This window comes from Sedimentibacter sp. B4, assembly GCF_000309315.1.
Classification (GTDB): Bacteria; Bacillota; Clostridia; order Tissierellales; family Sedimentibacteraceae; genus Sedimentibacter; species Sedimentibacter saalensis.
Window position 1 is genome coordinate 1 of record NZ_CANG01000061.1, and the last position, 236, is coordinate 236.

Annotated in this window: 1 protein-coding gene; it reads left to right on the plus strand. The window is 64.8% G+C overall.

The annotated features are described in order from the left end of the window. Positions 1–13 precede the first annotated feature (13 nt). A partial coding sequence (locus BN358_RS22885) for a glycerophosphodiester phosphodiesterase family protein (RefSeq protein WP_304412780.1) occupies positions 14–236 on the plus strand: 223 nt, incomplete at its 3' end.

A 236-nucleotide genomic window follows, 5' to 3' on the forward strand; every position in this document is an offset into this window, starting at 1 on the left:
TAACTGGCCCGAGATGACCGCGTACGCCTACGACCAGTGCGCAGCACTCCCCTACGTCACGGCGATCGAGATCTCTGTCTGCGTGAGTTCCGACGGCGTCCTCGTGTGCAGCCACGACCCGACCACGACCCGGGTCACCGGAACGGACTTCGAGATCCTGAAGACACCGTGGTCGGAACTCGCCGAACTCACCGTCAAGGCGAACGGAACCGACGACCCCAGCCAACCTCCCCGGC